We start from the raw sequence: 23,371 nt of genomic DNA on the forward strand, positions 1-23,371 counted from the left end.
CCATGAGGCCGTGCGTGGCGCGCTCGCCCATGGCTTCATCTTTGATCGTCATGAGCGCCTTGCCCGTGAGGGGGGAGTCCGCGCCGATGCGCTCGACGGGCCAGTCGGGGTCCGCCAGGTTGCGCACGCGCCCCGTTCCGCCGACGATGACGCTTACATCTTTATGGCCGAGCTCGCGCAGGAGCATCTGCAGGGCGCGGTCGGCGCCGTTCGCGTCGCCGATGACGACGCGCATGCCGCGGCGGACGATGGTGCCCACGCGATCGCGGACGGCGTTCGGGAGCCGACCGCTCGATACGCCGACGCGCGAGCCCGCGAGAAATACGACGGGGCGATCGGCGGGGGCGACGGGCGCCGCCGGGTCACCGACGGCACGGTGCTGGTCGTAAGCGATCATGATTACCTCGTCAGGCCGTGGTTGCGGGTGTATACCATGCCGAGGTAGTAGACGCGCTCGTCATGGCCGGAGTTTTTAAGCGCGCGCAGGCAGGCTCGCAGCGAGCGGCCCTCGCCGTAGATATCGTCGGCGATCAGTAGCGGCATCGGGTAGGGGCCGTCGTCAAAGGGTGCCTCCGAGAACTGGATGGCGGAAAAGTCCCCATCGGCGAACTCGCGACCGCGCTCGAGCCTCTTGGCATGTACCTCGCTGCCCTTGGAGAGGATGTCGTCGCGATATGCCAGCTTGAAGTGGTCGGCGATTTTCTTCGCAAGGTGCGAGACCGGGTCGAACTCGCGCTTGCTGGTTGAAGGCATGGGGACGACCGTGAGCTCGCTCACCTTCAGGAACCCGAGGTCCTTGAGGGAGGGGAGCGCGATCTGGAAGATCTCGTCGACGATGCGCTCGCATGCCGCCGGGTCCCTGTCTTCATACTTGAGCTCGTGGATCAGCTTGCCGAGCTCGCTGTACTCGTTGTCGTACCCGCCGTCGTCGATCGGCGTCGAGCCGGTGGTGTAGACGTCGAGCGCCCGGCCGAAGCGGAGACCGTCCTCATCGATGATCTTGTAGTACATGGTGCGACCCCTCCTTGCGTGCCGAGATGGCGCGGCGACCGAATGGGAATCGTCGTTATTGAATTGCGAAGTGGGGAAGAACGAAGTCATGCTAAACATCTCCTTGCTTGCTACTGCTTACTTGCTCATACATCTCTCACGCTAGCGCGCACCTTCCCGGTGCGCCTTCACTATATTCGGGGGGTGAGGGCGATTCAAGCGGAAATTAAAAAAATCTCTCAAGCCGCCGAACGGTCGCGGCGAGGCATCGGGGTATGGTACCGTCTTGCTGGAACATATAGGGGGAGCGCCCCGATTCGCGGTGGGCGCCGTGCCGTCGCCATTCCGCGGGGTCGGCGGCGCAGGTTCAAGGAGCGCGCGCATGAGCGATACCAACGTTGGGTTTCCGTATCTGGCCGTCATCTTCGACATGGACGGCGTCATCGTCGACACCGAGGCGTTCTATACCGACCAGGAGCGCCGATTCGCCGACGACAACGGCCTGCCCGTATCCGATGACGAGGTCATCGCCCTCGTCGGCCAGTCGCACCAGACCTTCCAGAGCACCCTACAGGATTGGTGGCGCCGCGTGGGCCGCGAGTTGACGGGCGACGAGGCGGAGGCGACCTTCGAGGAATGGGCGAGCCACGAGGCGTGCGACTACCGATCCATCATGAATCCCGGCGTTGCCGAGACCATCTCCGAGCTCCATGGGCGCGGCGTGCGCGTCGCGCTGGCGAGCTCGAGCCCGATGAAGAGCATCGTCAAGGTGCTCGACGCCTGCGGGCTCGACGGCATATTCGAGGTCGTGGTCTCGGGGGAGCAGTTCCACGAGAGCAAGCCGAACCCGGAGATCTACCTGCATACGCTGGAATCCCTCGGCCTGTCTGCCGAGGAGTGCTGCTGCGTGGAGGACTCCGTGCCCGGGATCACCGCGGGCAAGCGCGCGGGCCTCACGGTCTTCGCGAAGCGGGAGGAGCGCTTCGGCTTCACGCAGGAGATGGCCGACGTCATCATCGACCGGATCCCGGACCTCATCGAGGCCGCGGAGGCGCACGCCCGCTAAACCGTTTTCACTGGCGAGCGGCTGCCCGTTCGCGTGCGGTAGAATTGATGCAAAGGATGATTCTACGCAAGGGATGGTGTCGCTGTGGGCACGCAGCTTGATAGCGGATCCGCCGCACCGCTGTACCAGCAGGTGCTGGAGGTCATAAAGGGCAAGATCGAGAACGGGACCTACCCGGCCGACTCCCAGATTCCCACCGAGCTCGAGCTGTCGAGGATGTTCGGCGTCGGGCGCGTCACGGTCCGTCGCGCTATCGAGGAGCTCGTCGGCGAGGGCTACCTCACCAAGCGGCAGGGCCGCGGCACCTTCGTCATGACGCCCAAGATGGTTCGCACGGTGCATCAGAAGGGCGATGTGCAGAGCTTCACGGACGCGTGCAGGGGGAGCGGGACGCACCCGGGCGCGCGCCCCGTATCCTGCGCGCTGATTGAGGCCGATGACGCCTTGGCGGCGTTTTTCGGCATTCGCCCGGGTTCCCAACTCACCCTGGTCAGCCGTCTGCGCACCGCCGACGGTATCCCCGTGTTGTTCGAGAACAACTACTACCCCGTCGAGGGGTTCGAGTTTCTCCGCGAGGCGGACCTCGCGGATTGCTCTATCTTTCGAGTGGTGGGCGAGCGGACGGGGCATTTCCCCGTCGAGTCCGATCCGTGCCGTCTTGAGATCGCCCGCGCGGACGTCGACGTCGCGCGCGAGCTCGAGGTCCCGGTGGGCGAGCCCCTGTTCTACATGAGCGTCGGCTTCTTGGATGCCGATCATGTTCCGTTCTGCTATGGCAGGCAGTTCTACGTCGGGTCGCGCTACAGCTTCCATATCTAGAGGCAGCAAGCTGCGCATCATGCGCCGGACACCCTGTCTCGGGGTGCCCGGCGTTTTTCATGGACCGGATAGCGCCGTTCAGCGCTGATTCTATACCGTACATAGAACATCCTAGGACAACTGCATATTTGCGTTGACATCCCCCAAATCTCCTGGTATCAAATAGAACAACCTGAGACGTTTGCTTGAGAAGTGGGAAATACAGACGAGCGTCTCAATCGGGATAGGAGGGAAACATGTCAGATCCCAAGCGGGAGAAGCCCAAGCGCAGATTCAAGCTTCAGCTTCCTCACGTCTACACGATCGCCTTCTTGCTGATCGCGTTCTTCGCGGTCCTCACGTGGGTGGTCCCGTCCGGCCAGTTCGACCGCCAGGCTATCCAGACCGCCGCGGGCGAGCGCGAAGTCGCGGTTGCTGGAACCTATCATGAAGTCGACAAGGTCTATACCGATCCGGAGACGGGCGAGGAGGTCGACCTTCGCCAGGGCCTCGACGCCGTTCTCCAGGCTCCCACCAAGGGCATCCAGGCTGCTGCCGACGTCGTGGGATTCGTCCTGCTGATCGGTGGATCGTTCGCCGTGCTGGCCAAGACGAACGCCTTGAATGCGGGCATGAGCCGCGTGGTCAAGAAGCTCAAGAACAAGGACATCCTGATCATCCCGATCACCATGGTCCTGCTCTCGATCTGCGGCTCGACCTTCGGCATGTCGGAGGAGGCGCTGCCGTTCTACGCGATCTTCATCCCGATCATGATGGGCATCGGATATGACTCGATGACGGCGTTCATCATCTGCTTCCTCGGTCCCAACCTCGGTTACTGCGCGTCCACGATCGATCCCTTCAACGTCTTGATCGCCCAGGGCGTCATCGGTATCGAGGGCAATCCGCAGCTTTGGTTTCGCGCCGTCCTCTGGGTGATCTTCACGGCCGCCGGCATCTTCTGGGCCATGCGCTACGCCCGTCGCGTCAAGCTCAACCCCAAGTCGTCCGTCACCTATGAGGACGACAAGCAGAAGCGTATCGAGTTCGCCGTCAAGGATTCCTCGATCGAGGAGGAGTTCACCTTCCGTCATAAGCTCGTGCTCATCGACTTCGCAATCGGTATGGGCGTCATCGTCTGGGGCCTCGTGACGCAGGGCTGGTACATGAACGAGATCTCCATGGTGTTCCTCGCCATGGGCCTGCTCGCCGGCATCCTCGGCGGGCTTGACGAGAAGACCATCGCGGAGGAGTTCGTCCGCGGTCTCGCCGACTTCGCCTACGCCGCCTGCATCATCGGCATCGCCCGCGGTATCCTGGTCGTGGCCGAGGGCGGCATGATCATCGACTCCATCCTCAACTGGCTCGCGACCATGCTCGCCGGCGCCCCCTCGTTCATCTACACCACCTTCATGTACATCGTGCTGGGCATCCTGTCCTTCCTCGTGCCCTCGAGCTCCGGCCTCGCCGCGCTGACCATGCCCGTCATGGGTCCGCTCACCGAGCTCATGGGCCTCAACCCCGAGGCTGCCGTCACCGCCCTGCAGTTCGCCAACCAGACCATCAACACGATCAGCCCCGTCGCCGGCATGACGGTGGCGGGCCTCGCGGTCGCGAAGATCTCGTTCGGCCAATGGTGGAAGACCATCTGGAAGTTCTTCATCTTCATGGTGATATTCGGTCTCGTGGCGACCATGATCTCCGGCATGCTGCCGGTTTAGGGGAGGTCGGCTATGCCAAAGCGCTCACTGGTACTGCTATCCCGCAGCGTGTTCACCGGCCTCGACGATCATCCGATGGATGGGTTCGTCGCGATCCGCGGCAACCGGATCGAGGCCGTCGGGCCGGCCGCCGACTCGGGTCCCTTCGTCGAATCCGCGGACGAGGTCCGTGATATGGGGACGAGGACGATCATGGCCGGCTTGGTCGACGTCCACACGTTCTTCACCGGGTGGGTCCTCCGCCGCACCGGCGCGGACCTCTCCTCGGCGTCGACGCCGGCGGACGCGGCCGACGCGCTCCTCGCTTGGACCGCCGCCCATGAGGGGGCTCCCGTCGCCCTCGGGCGCAACCTGCCGGAATGCCTTCTCGGCGCCGACTTGGACCGAGCACTCGACCAGGTTTTCACGGCGACGCCCGCCGTCGCCTTCACCGAGGGCGCCGGAACCTGCGCCCTCAACGCGGCCGCCGGCGAGCGCTACGGCTTCACGCCGGACGCCTGCTATGCGGAGATGATCTGGCGCCTCATGGCCGACTACCTCCCGCTCGATGAGGTACGCGAGGCATACGGCGACTACATGAGGATGCTCAACTCGCGCGGCGTCACCGCCATCAAGGAGATGTGCTTTGATGACTACTACGGATTCGCCGACGAGATGGCGCGCCGCGAGGCCGCCGGCGACCTCACCGTGCGCGTGGACATGATGAGCCAGCCCGTGGGCCGCGGCGCCGACCTCGCGTACGCCCGTACCGCCCGTGACCGCTTCCAGGGCCCGTTCGTCAGGTTCTCCGGTTTCAACCGCATGACCGATCGCGGCCTGTGGTGCGGGCTCGCGGAGATGATCGAGCCCTACGAGGAGGGCGCCGACGCCGGCGCCGCCGGCAAGACGGTGGTGGAGGAGCCCGAGTGGGACCTTATCGCCCGCGAGCTCGCCGAGGTCGACGCCGAGGGATTCCGCTACTCCCTGCACTGCCAGGGCGACGGTGCGGTCCGCAAGACCGTCGCGCTCTACCGCGATCTGCCCCGCGACGAGCGGGGCCGGCTCGCCAGGCGCCACTCCATCACGGACCTGGAGAACTCCGACCCCGCCGACCTCGAGGCGTTCGGATCCATCGGTGGCATCTGCGAGGTGTACCCGCAGATCCTCACCCTGGACGCCCGCGAGGACTGCCTGTCTACGATGCGTCGGCAGATCGGCGAGACCAGGCTGGAGCACAGCTGGAACCGCCGCGGCATGGTGGACGCGGGCTGCATCGTGTGCTGTGGCACAGACCTGCCCCTGCTCACCCCGCATCTGGGTGATTCCATCTACAGCGCGTGCGGCGGGTACTTCGCTGACGGCTTGCCCGTCAACCAGGGCAACACCCTGACCCTCGCGGAGCTCTTGAGGGCGTGGACGCTCGGCGGCGCCTACGACCTTGAGCGCGAGGACGAGCTCGGCACGCTCGAGCCCGGCAAGCTCGCCGACGTCTGCGTGCTGGACGCCGACGCCTTCTCGGTGGACCCGCGCGACGCCCGATCCCTGGGCGTGGCGCTCACGGTCTCCGACGGTCGCATCGTCTACGAATCGTAAAGGAGTGATGGGCATGGGCGAGACCACGCCATCCGCGCCGAAGCTGAGGCGCGAGCAGATCTCCGGAATGAACATCCACTACGTCATGTGGTCGCTCGACTACTTTCTCGACGCGCAGCAGCGCATCGGCTTCAAGAGCATCGAGCTCTGGGGCGCCGAGCCCCACGTGACCCTCGACCACACGGGTTACTTCGAGGCGGACCAGCTCCGCCGCAAGATCGCGTCCCGCGGCCTGAGCGTCAGCTCGCTGTGCCCCGAGAACGTCGTCTACCCGTGGCAGTACGCCGCGAGGAAGCCCCTCCATGCCAAGAGGAGCATCGCATACTTCAAGCACGGCATCGAGCTCGCCGAGGTGCTCGGGGCCCCGTACATGTCGATCAACTCCGGCTGGGGCGACTGGGACGAGGACCGCGAGGAGGCGTGGAAGCGCTCCCGCGAGCACCTCTCCATCCTCGCGGACTTTGCCGGCGAGCATGGCGTCACGCTCACGATGGAGAGCCTGCGTCCCGAGGAGTCCAACCTCGTCGTGACCCTGGCGGACGCCCGCCGCATGCTCGACGAGGTCGCGAGCCCCAACATCGCCCCGATGGTCGATACCACGGCGATGGGCGTCGCGGGGGAGACCCTCGATCAGTGGTTCGCCGAGTTCGGCGACGGGTCGATCAAGAACATGCACTTCATCGACGGCGATCCGTACGGCCATCTGGTCTGGGGCGACGGCAAGCACGACATGGACGAGTTCGTCGCGGTACTGAATGCCCACGGGTACGAGGGCTACCTCGCACAGGAGATCACCGACGGCCGCTACTTCGACGATCCCGCGGGCGCCGACGAGCGCAACATGCGCGCGTTCGAGCGCTACCTCGTGGATTAGGGACGCGACCCTGCTCCCATTGAGCGCATCATCTATCATCGCGGCCTGATGGCCGCAACAGAAAGGAAGCACACCGATATGAACGCACACGACCTCATCTCCGAAGCTATCGCCGAGAAGGGCTCCTTCGACAGCGTCTTTTGGATCGCCTGCGGCGGATCCCTCATCGACCTGCTGCCCGCCCACGAGTTGCTGAAGCGCGAGGCGACCTCCTTCACCACCGAGGCCTATACCGCCCGCGAGTTCGACATCATGCGCCCCAAGCGCCTCGGTGAGAAGTCCCTGGTCATCGCTTGCAGCCACTCCGGCAACACCCCTGAGGTCATCGATGCCTGCGGCATCGCCAGGGCCGCCGGCGCCACGGTGATCGCCATGACCGACAACGCCGGCTCCGGCATCGACAGCGGCGAGTGGGCCTGTTGGGTCTACCCGTGGGGGGAGGGCGTGCCCCAGGCCGAGGTCCCCGCGGGCATCTCCCTAGCGCTCGCAGCCGAGCTCCTCGACCAGCAGCAGGGCTACGCCGATCTCGCCGACATGTACGCCGGCATCGCCAAGATGGATGAGATCCTGCCCGCCGCCCGCGAGAAGGTCAACGCCGAGCTGGGCGACCGCTTCGCCGCGCTCTGCCAGGACCACGACTTCCTCTACATCCTCGGCTCCGGTCCCGTCTTCAGCCAGACCTACGGGTTCGCCATCTGCTCCCTCATGGAGATGCAGTGGCAGAGCTGCGCCTACATCCACTCTGGCGAGTACTTCCACGGGCCCTTCGAGGTCACCGAGCCCGGCGTCTTCTACTTCCTGCAGATGGGCTCCTCCGAGTGCCGCGCCATGGACGAGCGCGCGCTCGCCTTCCTCGAGACCCACACCGACACGCTCATGGTCCTCGACGCGATGGAGTACGGCATGGGCGACGTTCCCCAGAGCGTCCGCGCCTTCCTCGACCCGATCCTGTTCTACGCTATGAACTGCGAGCTGCGCTCCGCGCGCGGCAAGGTCTTCGACCACCATCCCGACGTCCGCCGCTACATGGGCATCGAGAAGTACTAAGGGCTATCCGCGCATCCGTGGGGCGGCGTCGCCAGGACATCGGCGCCGTCTCGCCGAGCCGCCCGTGCGGCAAGATAATCGATTGGAGTGACCATGAACGCATATCCCATCAGCGTGCTGGGCTTTGGAGACAACGTCGTCGACAAGTACGAGCACATCGCCACCATGTATCCCGGCGGCAATGCGGTGAACTTCGCCGTCTTCGCCAAGAAGCTCGGCGTGGACCGCAGCGCCTACATGGGAATCTTCGGCTCGGACGTCGAGGCCGAGCACGTGATCTCCTCCTTGTGCGAGGAGGGCGTCGAGCTCGCGCGCTGCCAGCAGGTGGTGGGCGTCAACGGCGCCGCGCGCGTGACCGTCGACGAGACCGGCGACCGCATCTTCCTCGGTTCCAACGAGGGCGGCGTCCGCGGCGATATGCGCTACGTCATCGACCGCTTCGCGGCCGAGTATGTCCGTGGCTTCGACCTCGTTCATAGCGGCAACTACTGCTTTGCCGAGCGCGAGCTGCCCAAGATCCACGCCGAGGGCGTGCCGATCAGCTTCGACTTCTCCGATGACTCGACGGATGAGTATTTCGAGCAGATCGCGCCCTTCGTCACCTACGCCTTCATGTCCATGGGAGATGCGCCCATGGATGAGATCAAGGCCAAGCTCGAGTGGGTCTGCAAGCTCGGCCCCCGTTTCGCCTGCGCCTCGCGCGGCAGCCTGGGCTCGGTCGCCTATGATGGAGAGCATTTCTACGAGCAAGGCATCAAGCCCGTGGCGCCCGAGGACCTCAAGGACGCGATGGCGGCCGGCGACTCGCTGCTCACCGCGTTCCTGGTGACCTACCTCGCCAAGCAGAAGGCCGGCGAGGACGGCCCCGACGCAATCGCCGCGTGCCTCGACTTAGCCGCCGGCTTCGCTGCCGAGACGTGCAAGATCGAGGGCAGCTGGGGGCATCCCATGGCCTACGAGGTCTAGTTTGAACGCGACGGCGGGGCGCATCGATGCGTCCCGCCGCTTCATTTTGGCATCGGGCATTTCATTTTGATTAATCGATTGGAGTGGAAATGTCGTTTCAGACCGAGCTGTTCGGGACCGAGAAACCCATCATCGGCCTCCTTCACCTCAAGCCCCTGCCGGGCGACCCGCTGTACTACCCTGGCGGCGCCATCGCGTCCGTCGCCGACGCCGCCAAGCGCGACCTCGAGGCGCTGCAGGAGGGCGGCGTCGACGCGGTCCTGGAAGGTCTGGTGGGGCGACTTCTGCAAGCTGTCCCGCGAGCTCATCGACGCCTCCGGCGTCGATCCGGCCGATATCGGCTGCGTTGGCCTCTCGGCGCTCGGGTGCGACTGCGTCCCGGTCGACGAGGAGGGCCGCGCTCGGCGGCGGGGCGTGCGCCAGCTGGGAGGAGCTCGTCCAGCGCGTGGGCGAGGGGGAGCTCATCGCTCCGGACCCGAACGTCCATGAGCTCTACCGCGAGCGTCGGAAGATGTTCGATGCGCTCTACGAGCGGAACCGCGAGGATATGCATAGGCTTTGACCGCTCGCCGGAGGGTCGGTGCCATGATGGAGGGGAGGGGCGCCTTGAAGACGGTGCTCTGCTTTGGAGACAGCAACACGTTCGGGTACGACCCGATCGGGATGGCCGCCGGAGATCGCGCCCGCTATCCGTTCGAAACGCGGTGGACCGGGACGATGCAGCGCCTGCTCGGACCGGGCTGGCGCGTCGTGGAGGAGGGGCTGTCGGGGCGCACCACGGTGCACGACGACCCCTTCGAGCCCGGTCTGTGCGGCATGGGCGCCCTCGCGTGCGCCCTGGGGAGCGCCCAGCCGCTGGATTGCGTCATCATCATGCTGGGCACCAACGATATGAAGACGTGCTTCGGCTTGCCTGCGAGCGATATCGCGCGGGGCGTGGAGTCGCTTGTGCTCGCGGTGAAGCGCTTCCCCTGGGCACCGGGGTGCCGTCGGCCGTCGATCGTCATCGTCTCGCCCCCGCATATCGGCGAGGGCATCCGCGACGTGGTCCTATCCTCCTTCGACATGCGCTCGGTGGCGGTGTCGCATGAGGTCGCGACGGCGTACCGCGTCATCGCGGACGAGCAGGGGTGTGCGTTCCTGGACGCGTCTGAGATATGCGAGCCGAGTCCGGTGGACCATATCCATCTGTCGCCCGAGGGCCATGGCGCGCTCGCGCGGGCCCTCGCCGACGTCGTCGTCTCCCTTGCGGGGCAATAGGGACCGCGTCCGCGATCGTTTTCTACCCGAGGAGCTCCTCGCTCGTCCGCGCCATGCGGTCGAGGAGGGGCTCCCTTTCTTCTCCGCGCAGATCGGCCAGGGCCGCAGCGGTTGCGAGGAGGCGCGCCTCGATCTCCCCGGCGGCGCCGTCCTCGCCGAACGATGTCGGGGCGTCGGTCTCGAGGAGGAGTCTGTCGGCGGGTACCTGCCTGGCGTACTCCCTGCCCCGCCTCGTCGCGAGCATGCGGTCTCCGACGGAGAAGTAGCAGCCCAGGTCTCGTGCCCGGGCGAGCTCGTCGCTCGTGCCTGAGAACCAGTGCATGATGCAGGCGGCCCCTCCCGCCATGCCATGGGCCTCGAGGATATCGAGGACGGACCCCGCGGACCGAACCGCGTGGATCGATAGGACCCTGCCCTCGGCAGCGCGGGCCTCGCAAGCCCGGGCGATTTTCTCGAACGCCTCGATCTGGGCCTCGGCGCTCTTCTCGCGCGCCCTCGAGAAGTCGAGGCCGACCTCCCCGACGAACCTTGAAGCGGCGCATGCGTCGGCTGCGAGCTCTATCTCGTCGAGCTCGACCGCGCCGTCCGCCACCCACCAAGGATGCAGGCCCCGGGCAAGGCGGACGTTCCCATGGGCGGCAAGACGTTCCGCCGCGCGTGCATCGGCGGGGGAGACCGACATGTTGATCAGGGATATACCGAGCCTCGCCGCATCGAGCGCCACCTCGTCGGCGTTGGCCATGGCGGATAGGTGGCAGTGCATGTCGAAGAGCCGTTGCATGCGCGGTTCCCTAAGAGCTCTTCTTGCCGCCGCCCTTGCGGCCGCCGAGCACGCCGCGCTGCGCGGCATCGTGCATGGCGAGGGCGGAGGCGGTGTCGGATGAGACGCCGACGCCGGAGATCTGCCGAATGACCTCGCCGGCGATCATCTGCCCCATGATGGGCGGCATGAAGCTCGCGGTGCCAAGATCGCTGCGCTCGCTGCGCGCCGCGCCTTCGCGGGCCTTCAGATGCATGGGTTCTTCGCAGGAATAGAGGACGCGCAGGTGCTTGATGCCGCGCTTGCGACATTCCTTGCGCATGATGCGCGATAGCGAGTCGTTGACCGTCTTATGCACGTCGGCGATGCGCAGGCATTCGGGATGCAGTTTATTCGCGCCTCCCATCGAGCTGATGAGCGCCAGTCCGCGCTCCTCGGCGAGCTTGGCGATGGCGAGCTTGGTTGATACGGTGTCGATGGCGTCGACGATGTAATCCAACGGGCCCCCGCAAGCATCTTCAAGCTCGGCAAGCAGCTCCTCGATGTTCTCGGCGAGCACGAAGGCGTGGCGCGCGATGACGCGGCAATCCGGATTGATGTCGGCGATCATGGCCTGGGTGACATCGATTTTGCGCCGTCCGACGGTGCTGTGGTAGGCGATGGCCTGGCGGTTGATGTTGCTGGGCGCGACGACATCCTTATCCACGATGGCGATCGTGCCCACGCCGCCACGGGCGAGCGCCTCGATGCAGTTTGATCCCACGCCGCCGCACCCGAAGACCGCCACGCGCGCCTGCTCGAGGCGCGATACGCCGTCGGCTCCCAAGATGACCTCGAGCTTGGTCTTGGCGGTTTCGGGCGCGGTCGCGCCCGTGGAGGGAGCCGATGGGATGGTGCTCTGGTCGTCTTCGCGGGGAGTGGTCACGGGCATCCTTTCGTTCGCGGTCGCTGCGGTCCGTTGATCGCGGTTGAAACCATTATAGATATGCCGCGGCGCGGCGCCCATGGTTTTACCGTGCGCCTGCTGCGCGATCAGCGCAGTCCATGCGACAATGGGCACGTTCAGATGTGTTCGCACAAGGTAAAAGGAGCATAATGGCGGAATTCATCTACCAGATGTACCAGGCGCGCAAGGCACATGGTGACAAGGTCATCCTGGATGACGTGACGCTGTCGTTCTATCCCGGTGCCAAGATCGGCGTCGTGGGCCCCAACGGCATGGGCAAGTCCACCCTTCTCAAGATCATGGCTGGCCTGGAGGAGGTTTCCAATGGCGACGCTCGCCTCACGCCCGGCTACACCGTGGGCATCCTGCAGCAGGAGCCGCCGCTGGATGACGACAAGACGGTCATCGAGAACGTTCGCATGGCGTTTGGCGACATTCTTGCCAAGGTCGACCGCTTCAACAAGATCAGCGAGGAGATGTGCGACCCCGACGCGGATATGGATGCGCTGATGGCCGAGATGGGGCGCCTGCAGGACGAGATTGATGCGGCCGACGGCTGGGATATCGATTCGAAGCTCGGCGTGGCCATGGATGCGTTGCAGCTGCCCGATTCCGATACGCCGGTCAACGTGCTCTCCGGTGGCGAGCGCCGCCGCGTCGCCCTGTGCAAGCTGCTGCTCGAGGCGCCCGACCTGCTGCTGCTCGACGAGCCCACCAATCATCTCGATGCCGAGTCCGTCCTGTGGCTCGAGCACTTCCTCGGCACCTATCCCGGCGCCGTGCTCGCCGTCACGCACGACCGCTACTTCCTCGATCACGTTGCCGAATGGATCTGCGAGGTCGACCGCGGTCACCTGTATCCCTACAAGGGCAACTACTCCACCTATCTGGAGACCAAGGCGGCGCGTATCGCCGCGCAGGGCCAGCGCGACGAGCGTCTTGCCAAGCGCATGGCGGCCGAGCTCGACTGGGTTCGCTCTTCTCCGAAGGCCCGACAGGCCAAGAACAAGGCTCGTCTGGCTCGCTACGAGGAGATGGAGGCCGAGGCTCGCGCGAGCCAGAAGCTCGACTACACCGATATCCGCATTCCCGTGGGACCTCGTCTGGGCGCCAAGGTCCTGGTTGCCGAGCACCTGCATAAGGAGTTCGACGGTCGCGTGCTCATCGACGACCTCTCCTTCACGCTGCCGCGCAACGGCATCGTGGGCGTCATCGGCCCCAACGGCGTAGGTAAGTCCACGCTTTTCAAGTGCATCTGCGGCCTGGAGGAGCTCACGAGCGGCAACCTCGAGATTGGCGAGACCGTCAAGATCTCCTATGTCGACCAGAACCGCGCGGGCATCGACCCGGATAAGAATCTGTGGGAGGTCGTGTCCGACGGCCTCGATATCATGCAGGTCGGCGAGTCCGAGGTGCCCAGCCGCGCCTATGTGGCCAGCTTCGGCTTCAAGGGCTCCGATCAGCAGAAGCGCGCGGGGGTGCTGTCCGGTGGCGAGCGCAACCGTCTGAACCTCGCGCTCACGCTCAAGCAGGGCGGCAACCTGCTGCTGCTCGACGAGCCTACGAACGACCTCGACGTCGAAACCTTGTCGTCGCTCGAGTCGGCTCTGCTCGAGTTCCCCGGTTGCTCCGTCGTGATCAGCCACGACCGCATGTTCCTTGACCGTGTGGCCACCCACATCCTTGCGTGGGAGGGCACGGACGAGAATCCCGGCAATTGGCATTGGTTCGAAGGCAACTTCGAGTCCTATCAGGAGAACCGTATCGAACGTCTGGGCGAGGATGCCGCCAAGCCGCACCGCATCCGCCGCAAGCTCACGCGAGACTAGTCGTATGGAATGGGCGCGTGCGCGCACATTGCCCGCACGCGCTCGGCCTTGGGGAAGGGTCGATGCGCGGCAACTGTTCGCGCGTGCGCATGCATCCGCCCGGCACCGCTTCGATTTTGCGGGAACCGTTGCTTCGAACGCGCTTTCGACGGTGCCGCCCATGGAATTTCAACCAGAATAGATCAAGCCCCGAATCGGTGCGAGGGAGCTGATTCGGGGCTTGTGCGTTTGCGCGTGCTGCGTCGCCGCGTGCGTGCAATGGTCGTCTGGGGAATCCCTGCTGCGAAGATGCGCACTGCGGGAGGTGCGGTTAGGCTTCCTCCGGGATCTCTACGGCGCTGATCGACCAGAGAGGGCCGGTGCCGGCCTGGGTTCGATGCGTTATGCGGACGAAAGCCTCCTTGCGCTCTCGGTTATCGAGGTAGCGGATGCTAAACGAGGCGCGCCGGCGGTTCGCGTCGATATCGCCGCGCTCGCAGGAGAGGTGGAAGTACTCGCCCACGATGCCCAGGACGTCGGCGCCGAAGGGGTACAGCAGCGTGAGCTGGTGGAGCTGCGGTCCGGGGCAATAGACGTCGGTTGCGAAATCGACGGGAAGATCGTCTGGTAGCGGCGGTCGATCTGCGGCAGGTTCCTCCATCGCACCGATTCGCGCGGTCGATGTTTCCAGCTCTCGGCTGGCGTCGGGACGAGCCGGTGCATCGGCGGGTATGGTATCGGAGGGCGCGTCGTGATGCGATTCCGATTTGGCTGCTTGGGGATCGTCGTGCGGCAGCGGCGCGGCGGTCGATGGGTCGATTGAGCTCGCTGCGGGAGCGGGTGCCGCCATCGCGGCCGAAGCGGTGCCTGCCGGCGTACGCGAAGCCCGAGCGTGCATGGTTTCCGGAGCGGGCGACGCTCCCTTTGTTGCCGCGCGGGCGGCTTCAGGGGTGGATGGGCGGTCCTGCGCGGGTTCGGGCGCGGGGGGCGGGCACATGGCGGCTTGTCCGATGAAGATGTCGGGCTGAGCGGGGATATATGCACCAGGCGTGGGCTTGATGACGGTTTCTTCGTCGATGCCGGTATAAGGGTCGTAGACAATGGTTACCGCGATGCTCGGCTCCGGCTGGGCCTCGATGGACGGCTCGGTACCGGATGCGGCATCTGATTCGGGCGTGCCCGTCGAGTCGACCGCATCAGAGGATTCGGTGTCTTTGGGCTTGCCGCATTGCTCCTCGTCTTCGAGCGAGAAATTGGCGTTTCGAAGACGATGCGCCTGGCCGTCGTGCGCGTCGGCGCCGGACGATTCCGCCGTCGCCTGCGCGGCCGCGGCGACTTCGACGGCGTCGCCGCATGTATCGGCTACGGAAGCGCTGGATGCGGGCGCGACCGCCGTATGGGCTTCGGCCTTCGGCTCGGGTTCGCGCTTGACGCGCTTGGGGCAGCTGGGTTTGATGGCCTTGTCGCCCTTCTTGCGTTTCCAGGGCTTGTTGCCCTTCGCGCCCGGCTTGCGCTCTTCTTTTTTGCTTGCTCCGGCGAGCGCGGCATCCCATTCCGGGTGCTCGACGACCGTGGCGTACAGGCGCCCGCCTTTGAATATGGTGAGCTTGATGCCATCGCCAAGGCTCTCCAGGAGTTCCTGGGTGGAATCGAAGCCGAGGTCGGCGGCGGTTAGGCGCTTGTCGGCCAGGGCCGTTTCCACATGCGTGATGAACGTCTGCTTGCCCGTGCCGAGCGCATCGCGCAGGACTCCATAGAGGAATACGACGTTGCCGGGCGTGAGGCCGGGCTTGTTAGTTTGATTGCGTGCCATGGTCTGTTCCTTCGTAGGTTTGGTCTATACGAATAGTACCATCGCATGCAGACACGTGGCTCCGCGCCCTACGACGCGCTGCCAAACCGCTTACCGGGTGACGCCGCCATCCGTCGGCTGCGCCGCCTGCTCGGACGACCCGTCCGCCGCGGTATTCGATGGGGGGACCGCGTCGGTCGACCCGGTGTCGGTGGCGGATGATCCGGATTGCGGTGCGCTGTCAGCCGAACCGTCGGCCGCGCCGTCGTCGGGAGCTGCCTCTGCTGCTTGGTCGCTATCGGCATCGGGCGCAGTCGGGGCGTCCGTCGAGGGCGTCGATGGCTGCGGGGCGGCGTCCGGTGCCGGGGGATCGATGGACGCCTGATCGTCACCGCTGGCCTGTTGCGTGGCTTCATGCTGCGCGAGCAGCGGCGCGGGCTTGGTTCCCAGGCCTTCTCCCGCGGTCCCCAGCATGATGGCGGCAAAAACCAGGCCGACGGTGAGCGCGGCTACCAGTATCGAGGCGACCGCGATCTTTCGTTGGGTCGCCGCGCGTTGCGCCGCGGCCCGTGCCTGAAGCTTGGTTGGCGCGAGGCGCGCGCCTTGCGCGGAGTTGCGCAGATAGGGGTTTTGCGACGCGGGCGCGGCGCTTGTGGCCTGCGGTGCCCGCTCGGCGGAGCCGGCGGAAACGGTATGGAGCTTGCGGGCCCCCGCGGTGAGCGCGCGACGGTACAGTTGGGTTGCCACGATGGTGACCGCCGAGCTTACGGCGGCTCCGATCACCGAGCCGGCGATGCCGATCTTCGAGGCCAGCAGCATCGAGGTGGCCGCCGCCGCAGCGCTTGCCAGGACCTGGGGCACCGAAATGCCGGCGAATAGGCCCTCTTGCTTCATGATGGGCTGCGTGCTTCCGATCGATGCGTTTTCACGCGGGCGCGTGTATACGCTGCCCTGCGCTACGACGCGCGTGCGCTGTTGGTCGGTGTACTTGGGGAATTCCGATGCCATGTGTGCTCCTATGGTTGGGGCGGCGGGGCCGTCCGATGCAAATTGGTTTTGGTCTCGCTATTTTGGTACCCGTGGGCGCCCGGTGGAACGCGAATGTACGCGTTAACAGAAAGAAGCAACACACAAGGAGAGCGTGTGGAGAATGGCGGATGCGGCCTTGCACCGGCGCACGGCTGCCCTGCGCGCCACGGGGTGCCCGCGCGTATAATGAGAGAAGCTGACTATCTAGATGGGAGCCTTCATGGACGAGCTGTTCTTCTACGGGCCGTGCGGCCAGGCGGGCGTGGGCGCCGGCGACGGATTCTTCCGTATCGCCGCCGCGACGCCCAAGATCCGCGTCGCGGATGTCGCCGGCAACGCCGCGGCGATTCTCGAGTGCGTCTACGCTGCCGCGCGCGAGGGCGTGGGCGCGCTGGTTCTACCAGAGCTCTGCCTTACGGGCTATACGTGTGCAGATCTGTTCCATGACCGCACCTTGATCCGCGCGAGCGAGGTCGCGCTGGCGGGTTTGCTCGAGGATACCGCCGACGTGCCCATGCTCTTCACCGTGGGCCTTCCCGTGGCCGTCGGCGCCGCGGTCTACAACTGCGTCGCCGCGTGCTGCGCCGGCGAACTGCTGGGCCTCACGGTCAAGCAGCACCTTCCCAACTACGGTGAGTTCTACGAGCGCCGCTGGTTCGCCCCCGCGCCCCTCAACGTGACCTGGGTGCCGTTCCTCGGCGCGAGCGTGCCCCTCGGCTCGAACATCGTCTATCGCTGCTCCGATACGGGGCTGGGCGACATCGCCATCGGTGTCGAGGTGTGCGAGGACCTGTGGGTTCCCGCTCCGCCGTCGACCGACATGGCCACGGGCCAGGGCGCGACCGTCATCCTCAACGCGAGCGCCTCGAGCGAGGTCATCGGCAAGGCAGCTTACCGTCGCGACCTGGTATGCGGCCAGTCGGCGCGCCTGTACTGCGCGTATGCCTACGCGAACGCGGGGGAGGGCGAGTCCACCACGGACCTTGTCTTCTCCGGTCAAAACCTAATCGCCGAGAACGGTTCGCTGCTCGCCTCCACCGATCTGTTCACCTGCGATATGGTCGTGGCCGATGTGGACCTCGACCGCCTGATGGCCGAGCGCCGGCGCTCCACCACGTGGGGCCCGTCCGCCCTTGGCCCCTCGTGCGGCCAGGCGGTGTCGTTCTCGTTCGCGGGCGCGGCCTCCTGCGCTGGCTGCCCGTGCGAGGGCGGCACGGCGGACGCGGAATCTCCCGGCAATGCTGGGGGCGCGGCCGATGCCGCTTGCGCGCCTGCGCTCGAGGCGTCCGTCGATCCCGATTCCGAGGGCGCCGCGCGCCTGTTCGGCGGCTACCCGCTGCTGTATTCCGCGCTTGAGACCTCCCGCGTCGCACCACGCAAGCCCTTCGTGCCCGCTGGCGCCGACGACCTGGCTGATCGCTGCGAGACCATCTTCAACCTGCAGGCCGCGGGCCTGAAGACCCGCCTTGCGCACACGTCCACCCGCTCGGCCGTCATCGGCCTTTCGGGCGGTCTCGACTCCACGCTCGCCCTGCTCGTCACGGTTCGCGCCTTCGACGCGCTCGGGCTGCCGCGCACGGGCATCCACGCCGTGTCCATGCCCGGCTTCGGCACGACGAGCCGCACCAAGTCCAATGCCGAGCGACTCGCCGAGCACCTGGGCGTCGACTTCCGCACGATCCCCATCGCCGACGCCGTGCGCGGCCACTTCACCGATATCGGGCACGACCCTGCCGTGACGGACGTCACCTACGAGAACGCGCAGGCGCGCGAGCGCACCCAGGTCCTCATGGACCTCTCCAACGAGCTCGGCGGCTTCGTGATCGGCACGGGCGACCTTTCCGAGCTCGCGCTGGGCTGGGCTACCTACAACGCCGACCACATGAGCATGTACGGCGTGAACGCCAGCGTGCCCAAGACCCTCGTGCGCCATCTGGTCGCCCATGCGGCTGGCGTCTTCGGCGGCGATATCGCCGAGACCTTGCGCGACATCCTGGACACCCCGGTCTCCCCGGAGCTGTTGCCGCCTACGGGCGACGGGCGGATCGCTCAGTGCACCGAGGAGCTCGTGGGGCCCTACGAGCTGCACGACTTCTTCTTGTTCCACATGCTGCGCTTCGGCTTCTCGCCTTCCAAGATCTACCGCATGGCGCGCCGCACGTTCGCCGAGCCCTCCGCGGACGGCGAGCCCTCCTACGAGCCCGCGGTCATCCTGGCCTGGCTCCGCACGTTCTATCGCCGTTTCTTTGCGCAGCAGTTCAAGCGCAGCTGCCTGCCCGACGGTCCCAAGGTGGGCTCCGTGAGCGTGAGCCCGCGCGGCGACCTGCGCATGCCCAGTGACGCCTCCGCGGCGCTATGGCTCGCCGAGGTCGACTCTCTGGAGTAAGGGAATGGGGCGCCAACGTGGCCGTTTGGCTCGCGTGGGCGCCCCATTCATCATGAGGGAACTTGCTGTCCAATCGCGTTGTAGTCTCGCTACTCCATCTCCTTGTCCGGCTGGATGAGCTCCTCGTAGCCGCTGATCGCGTCGCGCGCGCCGGGTAGGAGGGGTAGCAAGAAGTTATATATGATCTCGATGATGAGCATGGCGGGGATCTTTGAGAACGTGAAGTCCGCGGTTGTGAGGAGTGCCTCGTAGTTGATGGTGCGCAGGACGATGTCGGCCTGGCGGGCAAGGGGCGAGGTCGCATCGCCCGTGACGAGGATGACCGTGCAGCCCCCGTTGCGAGCGGCGTGCAGGATGCGCTGCAGTCGTTGGGACTTGCCCGAATTTGAGATGAGCACCAGCAGGTCCCCGTCGCCGAGCGTCAGTGCGAGCGAGGTCGAGCTCTCGGTGATGGTGTTCGCGATGCTCTTAAGGCCGAGCTGCCCGAACTTGATCGAGGCATCGATGGCGACCGCGGTGGTGTTGCCGACGGCGGCGAACAGAATCGTCCCCGCATGCGCGAAGAGCTCCACCACGCGTCGGAGCGTCTGCTCGTCGAGCGCGTCGATGGTCGATTCGATCTCGCGTACCTTGGCATTCTTTATATTGGCGAGCGATTGCGCCACGTCGTCGAGCGAGACCTCGCGGGTGATCTGCACGTCGCCGGTCTGCGTCGCAAGGTCGCGGGCGAGCGAGAACTGAAACGCGCGGTAGTTCTTGAATCCGAGCTTCTTGCAGAAGCGCGATACGGATGCCTCCGAGGTCTTGCTCGCGCGTGCGAGCTGGGCGCTCGTCATGTGCGGGGCGCGGTCGATGTTTCCCAGGATGAAATCGACGATGCGCTGCTCGCTGCTGAGGAATTGGCGCGAGGAGGTGAGCAGGGGGAGCGCGCTGGGTTGCTCGGTGGTGCTGGTCATGGATGCCTCCTTTGGGTGGTATGAAACCAGCATACCCAATTACGTTGGATATGATTGCAAACTTTCATCGATATACCGAAGAATGGAACTTTCATACCGCTTACCGATTCAAAAGTACCTTTCATGGTACGTAGCAAGGATGAAAGAAACCCGTCAAACTCCTGCGTGATAGATTCGAGTTGTCAACAAGCGCCCTAGCGAGGGGCGCACGAGGATAGGGAGGGAACATGGCAGAAACGTACGACATCATCGCTGCCACGGGCTGCCCCACCGGCATCGCCCACACCTTCATGGCCAAAGAGGCTCTCGAGAAGGCCGCCGCTCAACGCGGCCTCACCATCAAGGTCGAGACCCATGGCCAGGTCGGCATCGAAAACGAGCTCACGCCCGCGCAGATCGCCGCCGCCCGCGCCGTCGTGGTCGCGGCCGACAAGGACGTCCAGGCCCAGCGCTTCGCTGGCAAGCCCATGGTGTCCGTCGGTGTCTCGAAGGCCATCGATGTCGAGTCCGCTGGCAAGCTCATCGACGCAGCGCTCGTTGCCAAGGCCGATCCTGCCGTCGCGGCCGCAACGGTCGTGGCCGAGGAGGTTGCCGAGAAGGAGTCCCTGGGCCATCAGCTCTACAAGCACCTTATGAACGGCGTCTCGCACATGCTCGTGTTCGTCGTCACCGGCGGCGTGCTCACGGCGCTGTCCTTCCTGTGGGGCATCACCTCCTTCGACTCCACCGCTGCCGACTACAACAGCTTCGCTGCCATGCTCAAGATCATCGGCGGCGTCGCCATGAACCTCATGGTGCCCGTGCTCGCCGCCTACATCGCCGAGTCCATTGGCAGGCGTCCGGCGCTCGTCCCCGGCTTCGTCGCCGGCATGATCGCCATCCAGGGCCTGCCCGTCAACGCCGAGACCGGCCTGATCGACGCCGGCGGCACCGGCGTGGGCTTTGGCTTTTTGGGCGGCATCGTCGGCGGCTTCCTCGCGGGCTACGTCATCCTGGCGCTCGAGAAGGTCTTCGCCAAGCTTCCCGCCAACCTTAACGGCCTCAAGGCGATCTTCCTGTACCCGCTGTTCTCCACGCTTATCGTCGGCCTTGTGATGCTCGGCATCTCCGGCCCGATGGCTGCCATCAACACCGCGATGATGGACTTCCTCAAGGGCCTCTCCGCCTCCGGCGCCGTCGTGCTCGGTCTGGCCATCGGCTGCATGTGCGCCGTCGACATGGGTGGCCCGGTCAACAAGGCCGCCTACGTCACCGGCACTGCCATGCTCACCGAGGCGCTCGCCGCCGGCGTGGGCACCGAGACCTACAACTTCGGCACCAACTTCATGGCTGCCGTCTCCGCCGCCTGCATCGTCCCGCCGCTGATCACCACCTTCGCCGTCATCGTGGGCAAGAAGTACTTCTCCCAGGAGGACCACGACGCCGGTATCGTCAACTTCATCCTGGGTTGCACCCACATCACCGAGGGTGCCATCCCGTTCATGACCAAGAACGTCTGGCCCGTCATGCCCATCATGATGATCGGTTCCTCCATCGCCTCGATCCTGAGCCTCATGTTCGGTGTCCACGACCCGGCGCCCCACGGTGGCTTCCTGGTCCTGCCCGTCGTCGAGAACGCTCCCATGTGGGTCCTCGCGATCGCCATCGGCACCGTCGTCGGCGGCATCCTCTTCGTCGCTTTCAAGAAGCACGAGTACGATAAGGCCGCCGAGGCCGCCCCGGCCATGGCCGAGGCCGTCCAGGGTGCTGAGCCCGCTCTCGCCGCGCCTGCGGTCGAGGGCTTCGTGAAGCCCGAGCACATCCTGGTCGCGACGCCTTCGAACCGCGACGCCGCCCTCGACTTGGTCGCCAAGACCGCCGTCGAGCAGGGTATCGCGTCCGACTTCGACACCCTAAAGGCCGCCTTCCTGGCTCGCGAGGCCGAGGGTACCACGGGCATGGTCGATGGCTACGCCATCCCGCATGCCAAGACCAATGCCGTCAAGCGCGCCTCCGTCCTGGTCCTCAAGTCCTCCGAGGGCATCTCCTCCTGGGAGACCTTGGACGGCGCCCCGGTGACCTGCGCCATCGCGCTGCTCGTACCCGAGTCCGAGGCGGGAACAGGCCATCTGCAGATCCTCTCCAAGGTCGCAACCGCCCTCACCGACGATGATTTCCGGCGGGCCTTCAAGGCCGAGGGCGACCCTGCCAAGCTCGCCGAGATGATCAACGCCCGCCTGGCATAGCGCCCGCTTCCCAGTCCACCCCTGGAACGCGCGTCCGCCCAGCGTCCCGAGCGACGAGAAGGGGCGGGCGCGCCTTCTTGCTACATGCTTGTTCGGCGCACCCACGCGCGATGCGTCAAGAAGGAGGCACCTCATGATCTACACGCTCACGGCCAACCCCGCGATCGATTACAACGTCTCGTGCGATGGTCTCGCACCCAACACCGTGACGCGCACCCGCGATGCCGTCTACAGCCCTAACGGCAAGGGCCTCAACGTGTCCTTCACCTTGGACCACTATGGCGTCGACACCACCATCCTGGGCTTTTTCGCTGGCTTTTCCGGCCGTTTCATCGTCGAGAGCGCCCGCGAGCGCGGCGTTGCCGTCGAGCCCGTCTGGACCGAGGGCATCACCCGCGTGAACGTCTTCCTCAACGCGGGCGACCACATCGAGTACAACATGGTCAACGCCGGAGCGCCGATCTGCGCTGCCGACGAGGCGGCCATGTTCGAGCTCATCGAGTCGCGTGAGGACCTCGACTGCCTGGTCATCTCCGGTTCCCTGCCGCCTTTCGCCTCCGAGGGCTTCCTGCGCGGCGTGATCGAGCGCGTCCGTGCGCGGGACGCCGAGTTCGTGCTCGACATCTCCAGCTCCCAGCTCGTCGACCTGCTCGAGCTCGAGCCCTTGCTCATCAAACCCAACGACGACGAGCTGCGCGACATCTTCGGGCTCGACGTCCGCGCGGGCGACGACGATGGCGTTCAGGCCGCCATGTGCGAGCTGCACGCCCGGGGCGCCAAGAACGTGCTGCTCACCCTGGGCGGCGACGGCGCTTACTTCTCGGATGGCACGGGCCTCTGGTTTGCGCGCAACACCGCCGAAGTCCAGGTGCTCTCCACGGTCTGCGCGGGCGATTCCTCGCTCGCGGCGTTCCTCTCCATCTGGGCGTTCGAGCCCGCGCGCGTCGAGGACGCCCTTCGACGCTCCATGGCCACGGGCGCCAACGTGGTCGAGTGCGCCGGCCTTGGCGATTTCGCGCGCGTTGCCGAGTACGAGCCCCTCGTCGAGATCCGTCGGGTTCGATAGGCCGAGAAATCTGGGATGGCGGGGGCATCGGCGTCGGCTCGTGGCTGACGCCGTAGCCGCTGCGGCTCGTGCTTGAAGCTGCCGCCGCCGTTGGCGCTCGTACGGGATG

18 protein-coding genes and 2 pseudogenes are annotated in these 23,371 nt (G+C 65.7%); 13 read left to right on the forward strand and 7 right to left on the reverse strand.

Going from position 1 to position 23,371, the window contains the following annotated elements:
- Together I2E26_RS00145 and I2E26_RS00150 are read right to left on the reverse strand one after the other, a co-directional pair.
- Positions 1-397 (reverse strand): annotated as a pseudogene (locus I2E26_RS00145) (hypothetical protein); the annotation flags it as partial.
- Positions 398-399: 2 nt separating this feature from the next.
- The gene (locus I2E26_RS00150) at positions 400-1,011 is read right to left on the reverse strand and encodes a hypothetical protein (RefSeq protein ID WP_195419144.1); all 612 of its coding nucleotides are present in this window, start codon (positions 1,009-1,011) and stop codon (positions 400-402) included.
- Between the two features lie 361 nt (positions 1,012-1,372).
- Here I2E26_RS00150 and I2E26_RS00155 point away from each other — a divergent pair, with 361 nt between their 5' ends.
- The 9 genes and pseudogenes from I2E26_RS00155 to I2E26_RS00195 all read left to right on the forward strand — a co-directional run bounded on the left by I2E26_RS00155 (position 1,373) and on the right by I2E26_RS00195 (position 10,294).
- Positions 1,373-2,056: an HAD family phosphatase gene (locus tag I2E26_RS00155; protein WP_195419145.1), complete on the forward strand. Its 684-nt coding sequence runs from the start codon at positions 1,373-1,375 to the stop codon at positions 2,054-2,056.
- Positions 2,057-2,140: 84 nt separating this feature from the next.
- Positions 2,141-2,875, forward strand: a complete 735-nt coding sequence (locus tag I2E26_RS00160; protein ID WP_195419146.1) for a GntR family transcriptional regulator — start codon at positions 2,141-2,143, stop codon at positions 2,873-2,875.
- 236 nt (positions 2,876-3,111) lie between these two features.
- Complete coding sequence (locus tag I2E26_RS00165; RefSeq protein WP_195419147.1) at positions 3,112-4,575, forward strand: YfcC family protein; 1,464 nt, start codon at positions 3,112-3,114, stop codon at positions 4,573-4,575.
- Positions 4,576-4,587: 12 nt separating this feature from the next.
- Complete coding sequence (locus I2E26_RS00170) at positions 4,588-6,147, forward strand: amidohydrolase family protein (protein WP_195419148.1); 1,560 nt, start codon at positions 4,588-4,590, stop codon at positions 6,145-6,147.
- Between the two features lie 13 nt (positions 6,148-6,160).
- Positions 6,161-7,021 carry a sugar phosphate isomerase/epimerase gene (locus I2E26_RS00175; protein WP_195419149.1) on the forward strand — a complete coding sequence of 287 codons (861 nt, stop codon included), beginning with the start codon at positions 6,161-6,163 and terminating at the stop codon, positions 7,019-7,021.
- 78 nt (positions 7,022-7,099) lie between these two features.
- Positions 7,100-8,068: an SIS domain-containing protein gene (locus I2E26_RS00180; protein WP_147587907.1), complete on the forward strand. Its 969-nt coding sequence runs from the start codon at positions 7,100-7,102 to the stop codon at positions 8,066-8,068.
- A gap of 93 nt (positions 8,069-8,161) precedes the next feature.
- On the forward strand, positions 8,162-9,034 hold the full coding sequence (locus tag I2E26_RS00185; protein WP_195419150.1) for a PfkB family carbohydrate kinase: 873 nt from the start codon (positions 8,162-8,164) through the stop codon (positions 9,032-9,034).
- A gap of 89 nt (positions 9,035-9,123) precedes the next feature.
- Positions 9,124-9,237, forward strand: a pseudogene (locus tag I2E26_RS00190) (SgcQ protein); the annotation flags it as partial.
- A 382-nt stretch (positions 9,238-9,619) separates the two neighbouring features.
- A complete protein-coding gene (locus I2E26_RS00195) occupies positions 9,620-10,294 on the forward strand; it encodes an SGNH/GDSL hydrolase family protein (protein ID WP_147587903.1) in 675 nt (224 codons plus the stop codon).
- Positions 10,295-10,316: 22 nt separating this feature from the next.
- Here I2E26_RS00195 and I2E26_RS00200 read toward each other — a convergent pair whose 3' ends face one another.
- Complete coding sequence (locus I2E26_RS00200) at positions 10,317-11,075, reverse strand: TatD family hydrolase (protein WP_195419151.1); 759 nt, start codon at positions 11,073-11,075, stop codon at positions 10,317-10,319.
- A gap of 10 nt (positions 11,076-11,085) precedes the next feature.
- A complete protein-coding gene (locus tag I2E26_RS00205) occupies positions 11,086-11,946 on the reverse strand; it encodes a tRNA threonylcarbamoyladenosine dehydratase (protein WP_195419163.1) in 861 nt (286 codons plus the stop codon).
- 203 nt (positions 11,947-12,149) lie between these two features.
- Between I2E26_RS00205 and ettA the strand changes: the two genes are divergently transcribed.
- Positions 12,150-13,829, forward strand: a complete 1,680-nt coding sequence (gene ettA / locus I2E26_RS00210) for an energy-dependent translational throttle protein EttA (protein ID WP_195419152.1) — start codon at positions 12,150-12,152, stop codon at positions 13,827-13,829.
- 310 nt (positions 13,830-14,139) lie between these two features.
- Here ettA and I2E26_RS00215 read toward each other — a convergent pair whose 3' ends face one another.
- On the reverse strand, positions 14,140-15,621 hold the full coding sequence (locus I2E26_RS00215; protein ID WP_195419153.1) for a hypothetical protein: 1,482 nt from the start codon (positions 15,619-15,621) through the stop codon (positions 14,140-14,142).
- 90 nt (positions 15,622-15,711) lie between these two features.
- The gene (locus tag I2E26_RS00220) at positions 15,712-16,608 is read right to left on the reverse strand and encodes a hypothetical protein (protein WP_147587898.1); all 897 of its coding nucleotides are present in this window, start codon (positions 16,606-16,608) and stop codon (positions 15,712-15,714) included.
- Positions 16,609-16,849: 241 nt separating this feature from the next.
- Here I2E26_RS00220 and I2E26_RS00225 point away from each other — a divergent pair, with 241 nt between their 5' ends.
- Positions 16,850-19,015, forward strand: a complete 2,166-nt coding sequence (locus I2E26_RS00225) for an NAD(+) synthase (RefSeq protein ID WP_195419154.1) — start codon at positions 16,850-16,852, stop codon at positions 19,013-19,015.
- An 89-nt stretch (positions 19,016-19,104) separates the two neighbouring features.
- Here the strand turns inward: I2E26_RS00225 and I2E26_RS00230 are convergent, their stop codons facing one another.
- A complete protein-coding gene (locus I2E26_RS00230; protein ID WP_195419155.1) occupies positions 19,105-19,971 on the reverse strand; it encodes a MurR/RpiR family transcriptional regulator in 867 nt (288 codons plus the stop codon).
- Positions 19,972-20,198: 227 nt separating this feature from the next.
- On the opposite strand from I2E26_RS00230, the gene I2E26_RS00235 reads away from it, so the two are divergent.
- The gene (locus I2E26_RS00235) at positions 20,199-22,196 is read left to right on the forward strand and encodes a fructose-specific PTS transporter subunit EIIC (RefSeq protein WP_195419156.1); all 1,998 of its coding nucleotides are present in this window, start codon (positions 20,199-20,201) and stop codon (positions 22,194-22,196) included.
- A 133-nt stretch (positions 22,197-22,329) separates the two neighbouring features.
- On the forward strand, positions 22,330-23,262 hold the full coding sequence (locus I2E26_RS00240) for a 1-phosphofructokinase family hexose kinase (RefSeq protein ID WP_195419157.1): 933 nt from the start codon (positions 22,330-22,332) through the stop codon (positions 23,260-23,262).
- Positions 23,263-23,371 lie beyond the last annotated feature (109 nt).

It is taken from the genome of Collinsella sp. D33t1_170424_A12, from assembly GCF_015554865.1.
GTDB lineage: Bacteria > Actinomycetota > Coriobacteriia > Coriobacteriales > Coriobacteriaceae > Collinsella.

What these genes read in the sequence shown, in the direction of transcription:
- I2E26_RS00180 (WP_147587907.1), top strand. Translation starts at nt 7,100, where the DNA reads ATGAACGCACACGACCTCATCTCCGAAGCTATCGCCGAGAAGGGCTCC.
- I2E26_RS00165 (WP_195419147.1), top strand. Translation starts at nt 3,112, where the DNA reads ATGTCAGATCCCAAGCGGGAGAAGCCCAAGCGCAGATTCAAGCTTCAG.
- I2E26_RS00200 (WP_195419151.1), bottom strand. Translation starts at nt 11,075, where the DNA reads ATGCAACGGCTCTTCGACATGCACTGCCACCTATCCGCCATGGCCAAC.
- I2E26_RS00225 (WP_195419154.1), top strand. Translation starts at nt 16,850, where the DNA reads ATGGACGAGCTGTTCTTCTACGGGCCGTGCGGCCAGGCGGGCGTGGGC.
- I2E26_RS00155 (WP_195419145.1), top strand. Translation starts at nt 1,373, where the DNA reads ATGAGCGATACCAACGTTGGGTTTCCGTATCTGGCCGTCATCTTCGAC.
- I2E26_RS00195 (WP_147587903.1), top strand. Translation starts at nt 9,620, where the DNA reads ATGATGGAGGGGAGGGGCGCCTTGAAGACGGTGCTCTGCTTTGGAGAC.
- I2E26_RS00235 (WP_195419156.1), top strand. Translation starts at nt 20,199, where the DNA reads ATGGCAGAAACGTACGACATCATCGCTGCCACGGGCTGCCCCACCGGC.
- I2E26_RS00230 (WP_195419155.1), bottom strand. Translation starts at nt 19,971, where the DNA reads ATGACCAGCACCACCGAGCAACCCAGCGCGCTCCCCCTGCTCACCTCC.
- ettA (WP_195419152.1), top strand. Translation starts at nt 12,150, where the DNA reads ATGGCGGAATTCATCTACCAGATGTACCAGGCGCGCAAGGCACATGGT.
- I2E26_RS00240 (WP_195419157.1), top strand. Translation starts at nt 22,330, where the DNA reads ATGATCTACACGCTCACGGCCAACCCCGCGATCGATTACAACGTCTCG.
- I2E26_RS00170 (WP_195419148.1), top strand. Translation starts at nt 4,588, where the DNA reads ATGCCAAAGCGCTCACTGGTACTGCTATCCCGCAGCGTGTTCACCGGC.
- I2E26_RS00220 (WP_147587898.1), bottom strand. Translation starts at nt 16,608, where the DNA reads ATGGCATCGGAATTCCCCAAGTACACCGACCAACAGCGCACGCGCGTC.
- I2E26_RS00150 (WP_195419144.1), bottom strand. Translation starts at nt 1,011, where the DNA reads ATGTACTACAAGATCATCGATGAGGACGGTCTCCGCTTCGGCCGGGCG.
- I2E26_RS00175 (WP_195419149.1), top strand. Translation starts at nt 6,161, where the DNA reads ATGGGCGAGACCACGCCATCCGCGCCGAAGCTGAGGCGCGAGCAGATC.
- I2E26_RS00215 (WP_195419153.1), bottom strand. Translation starts at nt 15,621, where the DNA reads ATGGCACGCAATCAAACTAACAAGCCCGGCCTCACGCCCGGCAACGTC.
- I2E26_RS00185 (WP_195419150.1), top strand. Translation starts at nt 8,162, where the DNA reads ATGAACGCATATCCCATCAGCGTGCTGGGCTTTGGAGACAACGTCGTC.